Source organism: uncultured Sunxiuqinia sp. (genome assembly GCF_963974515.1).
Lineage (GTDB): Bacteria > Bacteroidota > Bacteroidia > Bacteroidales > Prolixibacteraceae > Sunxiuqinia.
Window position 1 is genome coordinate 1 of the sequence record NZ_CAXBDD010000138.1, and the last position, 7380, is coordinate 7380.

The 7380-nt window shown below is 49.1% G+C and carries 7 protein-coding genes; 4 read left to right on the forward strand and 3 right to left on the reverse strand.

The features are described 5' to 3' along the window. Positions 1-5: 5 nt before the first annotated feature. Together AAC033_RS17520 and AAC033_RS17525 are read right to left on the reverse strand one after the other, a co-directional pair. Positions 6-407, reverse strand: a complete 402-nt coding sequence (locus AAC033_RS17520; RefSeq protein WP_339740517.1) for a GFA family protein — start codon at positions 405-407, stop codon at positions 6-8. A gap of 103 nt (positions 408-510) precedes the next feature. Further along, positions 511-1122, reverse strand: a complete 612-nt coding sequence (locus tag AAC033_RS17525) for an ACP phosphodiesterase (RefSeq protein WP_339740519.1) — start codon at positions 1120-1122, stop codon at positions 511-513. 114 nt (positions 1123-1236) lie between these two features. Here AAC033_RS17525 and AAC033_RS17530 point away from each other — a divergent pair, with 114 nt between their 5' ends. Both AAC033_RS17530 and AAC033_RS17535 read left to right on the forward strand, forming a co-directional pair. Beyond that, positions 1237-2151, forward strand: a complete 915-nt coding sequence (locus AAC033_RS17530) for a carbohydrate kinase (RefSeq protein ID WP_339740521.1) — start codon at positions 1237-1239, stop codon at positions 2149-2151. 28 nt (positions 2152-2179) lie between these two features. Then, the gene (locus AAC033_RS17535; RefSeq protein ID WP_339740523.1) at positions 2180-3511 is read left to right on the forward strand and encodes a Gfo/Idh/MocA family oxidoreductase; all 1332 of its coding nucleotides are present in this window, start codon (positions 2180-2182) and stop codon (positions 3509-3511) included. A 25-nt stretch (positions 3512-3536) separates the two neighbouring features. Here AAC033_RS17535 and AAC033_RS17540 read toward each other — a convergent pair whose 3' ends face one another. Next, positions 3537-4436, reverse strand: coding sequence for a DMT family transporter (locus tag AAC033_RS17540; protein ID WP_339740525.1), 900 nt, complete (start codon positions 4434-4436; stop codon positions 3537-3539). Positions 4437-4567: 131 nt separating this feature from the next. On the opposite strand from AAC033_RS17540, the gene AAC033_RS17545 reads away from it, so the two are divergent. Both AAC033_RS17545 and AAC033_RS17550 read left to right on the forward strand, forming a co-directional pair. Continuing rightward, positions 4568-6853 carry an NADP-dependent malic enzyme gene (locus AAC033_RS17545; protein ID WP_339740527.1) on the forward strand — a complete coding sequence of 762 codons (2286 nt, stop codon included), beginning with the start codon at positions 4568-4570 and terminating at the stop codon, positions 6851-6853. 138 nt (positions 6854-6991) lie between these two features. Further along, positions 6992-7380: YeeE/YedE thiosulfate transporter family protein (locus tag AAC033_RS17550; RefSeq protein ID WP_339740529.1), on the forward strand; the 389-nt coding region annotated here is incomplete at its 3' end.

Consider the following 7380-nt stretch of genomic DNA (forward strand, 5'->3'; position numbering starts at 1 on the left):
GTATTTTATTCAGGGAAACGTCCAAATTTATTTATTGCTTCCAGCGACTCATCCCAACATGCTTTATTTGAGACGAAAATATGTGCATTAGGTCGTTTTTCTAAATTAGTATCTAAACATCCTGCTGGAACAACTAAAAGTTTACCTTCCATTTGCAAATTGGGCAAAGCTGAACCACAATTTGTACAAAAGGCTTTCACATGATCACTTTTTGGCGGTTGATATGTTTTAATTTCCGTTTCTGTTTTTATCCAACTTAGTTTAGCTGTTGTCGAAAATAAATTTGCAGCATGAGCTGACCCCGTATCTTTCCTACAATATCTGCAATGACATAAATAAAAACTCTCAAAGTCACCTAAAACTTTAAATTTAATTCCTTTGCACAAACAAGAACCAAAGTATTCCATATGATAAGACTCATTTATAAATTATGAATTTAGTCGAAATCCTTTTTCTAGTATTAACCTAATTTCTAATTCTTTTCTAGCATATACTCTCCAATCTTCTAAATCAGCGTGGGTTTTCAGTAGGCTTTTTGATTTCCACTTCGAAGTTGGTTTCCACAAAATCAACCAGTTCGGCAAAGAAAACTACAAATTCCTGCTTAATCAGTTCGTAGTCCTGCCGGAGTACCTCCAGGGCAAAGTCGGCTTCTTCGGGCAGGCTGGTGCGGCGGCCCATAATGGCCAGCGATTGCCAAATCCCTTCCAATCCGGCATAGGACTCGAGCCGCTTATGCTGAATGAGAAAAGGCAAAAACAACTTCACACGCAGCGGAAGCAGGCCGAAATTGGACAGCAAAATGGCGTGGACATGCTTGGAAAACTGGCGCAGGGGATAAATGGAATACTGCCGCCAGCCAACAGCCAGGAAATGGTCGAAAATCACATCAGTCACAATGCCGGAGTACCGGCCATAATTGGTTTTGAAGCGACTGGCACAATCCTTTACCAGCGGATGGCGATCGGTAAACCAGTCGATTTGCCGATGAAGCAAAACCCCGGTTCGCACGGCCAGAGGATACTGCTGATATTGATTGCCTTTCACATAGTCACCAATGAAATTGCCAACCAAAATCGATTCATCCTCGCCCGAAAGATAGAGATGCGCCAAATAATTCATCCCCTAAATTACCCATTTTTATCTTGAAACCTTGTTGTACATCAGGTTTTCTGATCCGCTGTTCTCAATAATTCTTTTTACATTTGGTTAACCAATCAAAATAAACCTAATGAGATGCGAAAAATAGTTGCTGCCGTTGGCGAATTGCTATGGGACTTATTGCCAGGGGGCAAAGTTTTGGGAGGTGCTCCCGCCAACTTCATCTACCGTATGAATTCCTTTGGCGACATGGGACAACTGATCACCCGAATTGGTGACGACGATTTGGGTGACGAAGCACTTGAACGGATTCGCCAGCTGGAACTCTCCGAGCGAAATATTCAGATCGACCCAGCTTACCCAACCGGAACCGTGCAGGTCAGGCTCAACAAGCAGGGCATTCCGGACTACACCATCCATGAGCAAGTGGCTTACGACAACCTGGAAGCTACCCCGGCGGCACTGGAGCTCGCTCGCCATGTCGACTGTGTTTGTTTCGGCACCCTCATTCAGCGAACCAAACAAGCGCGCGAAGCCGTCCGTCAGCTACTGCTGGCTGCCAAAGAAGCCACCTTATTCTATGATATCAACCTGCGAAAAGACTGTTACACGACGGAAATTATTGAGGAAAGCCTTCATCTGACCCACATCCTGAAAATAAACGACGAAGAACTGATCAGACTGAAAGAACTACTTAAGCTTGAATCGGACACCCTCAAAGGCTTGGCCGGTGAACTGATCTTAGACTATCACCTGCAAATGGTATTGGGAACGCTCGGCGAAAAAGGTGCCTTTGTGCTGTCCGATACCGGCGAATACCACCACGACCCGGGCTACCGGGTAACACTTGCCGACACCGTCGGATCGGGCGATGCCTGCTCGGCTGGTTTTATTCACCAGTTGCTGCAAGGAAAGTCGCCGGAGGAAGCCCTGAAATTCGGTAACGCCACAGGCGCCAAAGTAGCCACAACCATTGGCGGAACCCAGCCTGTTTCGAAAAAGGAAATTGAAGCCTTCCAGCGAGAAAAACACGAACGTATCGAAAAGTAACCCAGACGAAACCACTAAACACCACAGTATGACCACCAACAGACGAAACTTCATTAAAAAAACAAGCGCCGCAGCCCTTGGCGCAGCATCCATTCCCGCATTTTCAAACTACCTGCACGGAGCCGTCGCTCCCTCCGACCAAGTGAACGTTGCCCTGATTGGCTGCCGAAACATGGGCTTTGGCATTTTACAACACCACCTGACCATGCCCGGGGTGAACTGTGTTGCCTTGTGCGACATCGATCAGAATGTGCTGGAAGAAAAGGCGGCGATTGTTGACCGTGATTTCGGACAGCAGCCCAAATTGTATGGTGACTTCCGCAACGTACTCGAGAACAAGGATATTGACGCCGTGATTGTAGGAACACCCGACCACTGGCACTGCCTGCCGACCATTTATGCCCTGCAGGCCGGCAAGGATGTGTACGTGGAAAAGCCCATGGCCAATAGCATAGAAGAATGTAACCTGATGGTGAAGGCAGCCAAACGTTACAACAAACAGTTTGTCCAGGTGGGCCAGCAACAGCGTAGCGGACAGCACTGGAACCAGATCAACCAGTTGATTAAAGAAGGACGAATTGGCAAGCTTCGGAAAACAAACGTCTGGGGCAATTTTAATTATGGCATCGGCCAGCTTAAAAAGCCTGACACCGCTGTTCCGGCAGGCGTTGATTTCAACATGTGGCTGGGACCTGCCAAAGAACGCTCCTTCAACCCCACCCGCTTTCATGGCAGCTGGCGCATGTTTTGGGATTATGGCGGCGGGCTGGTTACCGACTGGGGAGTCCACCTGATCGACATGGCCTTTTGGGCCAAAGACATCAGCGCACCGCCCAAATCCATCATGGCCTCGGGCGGCAACTTGTCGTTTCCCGACCACAACCACGAAACCTTCGACACCATGTCGGTCATTTTCCAGTTTGAAGACAATTACGCCGTCACTTGGGAGCACACTGCCGGTACCCAAAACGGGCCCTGGGACCAAAACTACGGGCTGGCGTTTGTGGGCGACCTGGGAACCATTGTTGCTGATCGCGCAGGTTTCAAGGTGATCCCGGAGTGGGACAACGACAAAGAAGCAGGCAAAACTGAACCAATGGAAAAACAAGTTCAGGGCGAGAACCATGCCGAGCATGTGCAGAATTTTGTGCAATGTATCCGCAAGCGCGAGCAACCCGTTTGCACGCCTGAAATCGGGCGGGCCGTTGCTGTGGCTGCACACAGCGCCAACATCGCCATTCGATCGGGCGCAGGACTCCTGCACTGGGATGACCAACAAGGCCGGTTTAGGAACAGCGACGCGGCCAATGCGTACGTCGTTCCGGAGTACCGTGCACCGTGGAAACTCCCAGAGGTATAGTTTATGAAGGAAGGAAGCCTCAGGCTTAGTTTTTTTGTCCCAGGCGGGCTTTGCCCACTGAGATGATCAACACCCCGACAATGGTAATTCCGCCACCGATCAGCTGATGGGGCAATGGTAAGGTTTGAAAGTAAAGGTAACTCCCGAGCAACACAAAAACGCCCTTCAAACTTTGGACGATGGAAGACTTGGACACTTCGATGTAGCGGAACGAGTAATAAATCGTCAGGATAGCCAGGAAAGGCCCGAGCGTTGCACCAATGGCAATATTGATCAGCGGCCTCATTGGAATCACCAATGATTGTCCATATACGAAAAACATGATCAGCGAGAACACGAACAGCCAGACCACCCGGTTGGTAATTAGCAACTCGGGGGTCATGGTTTTCACATTCATTTTGACCACCAGCGAGGCCGTCGCTGCGAAGATCGCATTGATCAGAACCATGCCCGTACCCGGAATAAATAGATCGGCCAAGGTGGTGCCTCCCTGGTAGCTAATGATAAACGCACCAATCAATGCCAATAAGGCGCCAAACGATTCGAGCCAGGTAAAACGCTCGTGCAAAAACACAATGCCCATACCCGTGAGGATGACCGGAAACAGGTTGCCAATAAAGGACGTAACTGCCGGATCTGGAATAATCTGAATGGACAGGAAAAAACTTGTGGTGGTCAGGATTTCCAGAATACCCAGCAAACCCAAAATTCGCCACTGCCGTTTCGATAAATGCGCAATAGCCCGATGACTTCCTGTTCTGAACAGCCATGCCACACTCAGCACCAGCGCAATGAAAAACCAGTAAACACCAAACTGTGTGAGGTGCACCTCGTTTAATGCCGCCTTGCTGAAAATGTAAATGTTTGAAAAGGCAATCGTGGCGATGGCCGCAAAAAGGTATCCTTTAAACCGGTCTGACTTCATGCGGCAAAGATAACAAAGAGCAGGCACTTGGCACGGAAGGTAACGAAAAATTCAAGCGTCAAAGCGGATAATTAAGCCATTGACACTCAAATATATTTTTCGTAAATTGATTAGACAAAAATCAGCCTACCATGAAAAATTCAGTTTACGAAGATGCCTTATGGTATCACCAAAAAGGCCGTCCCGGCAAAATCGAAGTCATTCCCACCAAACCTCACGACACGCAATACGATCTGTCGCTGGCCTATACGCCCGGCGTGGCCCAGCCCTGTCGCGAAATTCAGCAAAATCCGGACGACGTTTACAAGTACACCTCCAAGGGAAACCTGGTGGCTGTAATTTCCAATGGCACCGCTGTTTTGGGTCTGGGCGACATTGGTCCGCTGGCCGGCAAACCCGTGATGGAAGGAAAAGGCATGCTTTTCAAAATTTTTGCCGATGTCGATGTCTTCGATATTGAAGTCGCGGAAAAAGATCCGGCGAAACTGATTGAGGTAGTCAAAGCCATTGCACCAACCTTTGGCGGCATCAACCTCGAAGACATCAAGGCGCCCGAATGTTTTGAAATTGAAGAAAAGCTGAAAGAGGCCCTCGACATTCCGGTTTTTCACGATGATCAGCATGGCACCGCCATCATTTCGGCTGCAGGCTTGCTCAATGCGCTGGAACTGAACGGAAAGAAAATCGACGAAATACAGGTGGTGATAAATGGCGCCGGAGCAGCGGCAATTTCCTGCGCCAAATTGTATCTCAGCCTGGGCGTGAACAAAGAAAATGTGGTGATGCTCGACAGCAAAGGGGTGCTAAACAACGCGCGCACGGACCTGAATGCTTCGAAACAACAGTTTGTCACTTTCAAAGCAATTAGCACCCTAAAGGAAGCGATGGCTGGTGCTGATGTTTTCTTAGGCCTGTCCGTCGGCAATGTCGTGTCGGTTGAAATGATTCAATCGATGGCTAAAGATCCCATTGTTTTTGCGATGGCCAACCCTACGCCTGAGATCAGCTATGAAGAGGCCACGACCGCCCGCAAAGATGTGATCATGGCCACCGGTCGCAGCGACTACCCCAATCAAATCAACAATGTGCTGGGCTTTCCCTTCATTTTCCGCGGGGCGCTGGATGTGCGGGCGCGAACCATCAACGAGGAAATGAAGATTGCTGCTGTCAAGGCACTGGCCGATCTGGCTAAAAAGTATGTCCCGGAGTTGGTCACCAAGGCTTACAACATGGAAAACATCGTATTCGGCCGCGACTACATCATCCCCAAACCACTGGATCCGCGACTCATCACCACCGTTTCGCCGGCTGTGGCCCGCGCGGCTATGGACTCGGGTGTAGCCGGCAAACCCATTTCCGACTGGGAAGAATACGAAAGGGAACTCGGTACCCGCTTGGGCCTGGAGAACAAGCTGATTATGACCATATGCAATAAGGCGAAAAAAAATCCGAAGCGGGTGGTTTTTGCCGATGCCAACAACCTGAAAATGCTAAAAGCTGCCCGTTTTGTGGTTGATCAGGGAATCGCCAAACCCATCTTGCTGGGCAGCAGAAAAGCCATTGAGAAAATTCTGGCCGAAAATAAACTCGAGCTGTCCGATGTCCCCATCATCGATATTTTCAGGGATATCTCCGACAATCGGAGACATGAACTGGCGCAGGTGCTTTTTGAAAAAAGGAAACGCAAAGGCATGAGTTTCGAAGAGGCACTCGAAAGAATGTACAACCACGACTATTTTGGCTGCCTGATGGTGGAGACCGGCGAAGCCGATGCGTTTATCTCGGGCTTCTCACGCAAATATGCCGACACCATTCGACCCGCTTTACAAGTAATCGGTACAAAAGAGGATTTTCATCATATCGCCGGAATGTACATTCTGCTCACCCAGAAAGGTCCTTTGTTCCTGGCCGATACTACAGTCAATTCCGATCCAGCCCCACAGGTCATTGCCGACACTACCGTACTGGTTGCCAACGAAGTGAGGCGGTTTAAAATTGAACCTCGGATTGCGATCCTGAGCTATTCAAACTTTGGCGCGTTTAAAGGCAAAGGTAGTCCTGTGCGGGCCAGCGAGGCAGTAAAAATCCTGCACCAAAATTACCCCGACTTGATGGTCGACGGTGAAATGCAAGCCAATTATGCCCTAAACGGCACCCTGCGAAACCGTAAGTTTCCCTTTACCAAACTGGGCGAACAGGACGCCAACGTATTGATTTGTCCTAACCTGAGTTCGGGTAATATTCTGTACAAAGTGTTGCAGGAACTGGGTACGGCTAAAGCCATTGGACCCATTTTGCTAGGCATGAAAAAGTCGGTCCACGTGTTGCAGATGGAAAGCTCGGTACGCGAAATTGTGAACCTGGTGGCCATTGCCGTGGTGGATGCCCAGGAAGCTGAAGAAAAAACGACTGATTAGGTTCATCCTTTTCCAATGTTGTCCTGATGCCGGTGTATAACCTACTTCAGGACTTTTTTTGTGTGTGACATTCATCACATACTCACTCTTTGAAAAATTCTATCTTGCCCACCCAAAAACCAATTAAATTTTCCCATCATGACCATCTTAATTCTCATACTTGGATTTCTGTTTGGAGCATCCTTGCAGTACGCCAGCCTCAATAAATACAACGTCATCAGCGGCATGGCAACGCTCGAAAACTTAACCGTGGCCAAAGCCATTGCAATGGCCATCGGAGTTGGCATCATTCTGGTCAATCTTGAAATTGGCCTTGGACTGGCGGCCTACCATGTGAAACCAGTTTTATTGGTTGGCGTGATGTTGGGCGGACTGATTTTCGGCATTGGAATGGCCATTCTGGGTTATTGTCCGGGCACCCTGGCGGTTTCTCTGGGCGAAGGTTCGCTCGATGCCTTAACGGGAATTGTTGGAGGTTTGCTTGGCGGACTGGTTTACACCTGGCTTGTGCCTTCCATCCAGCCCCT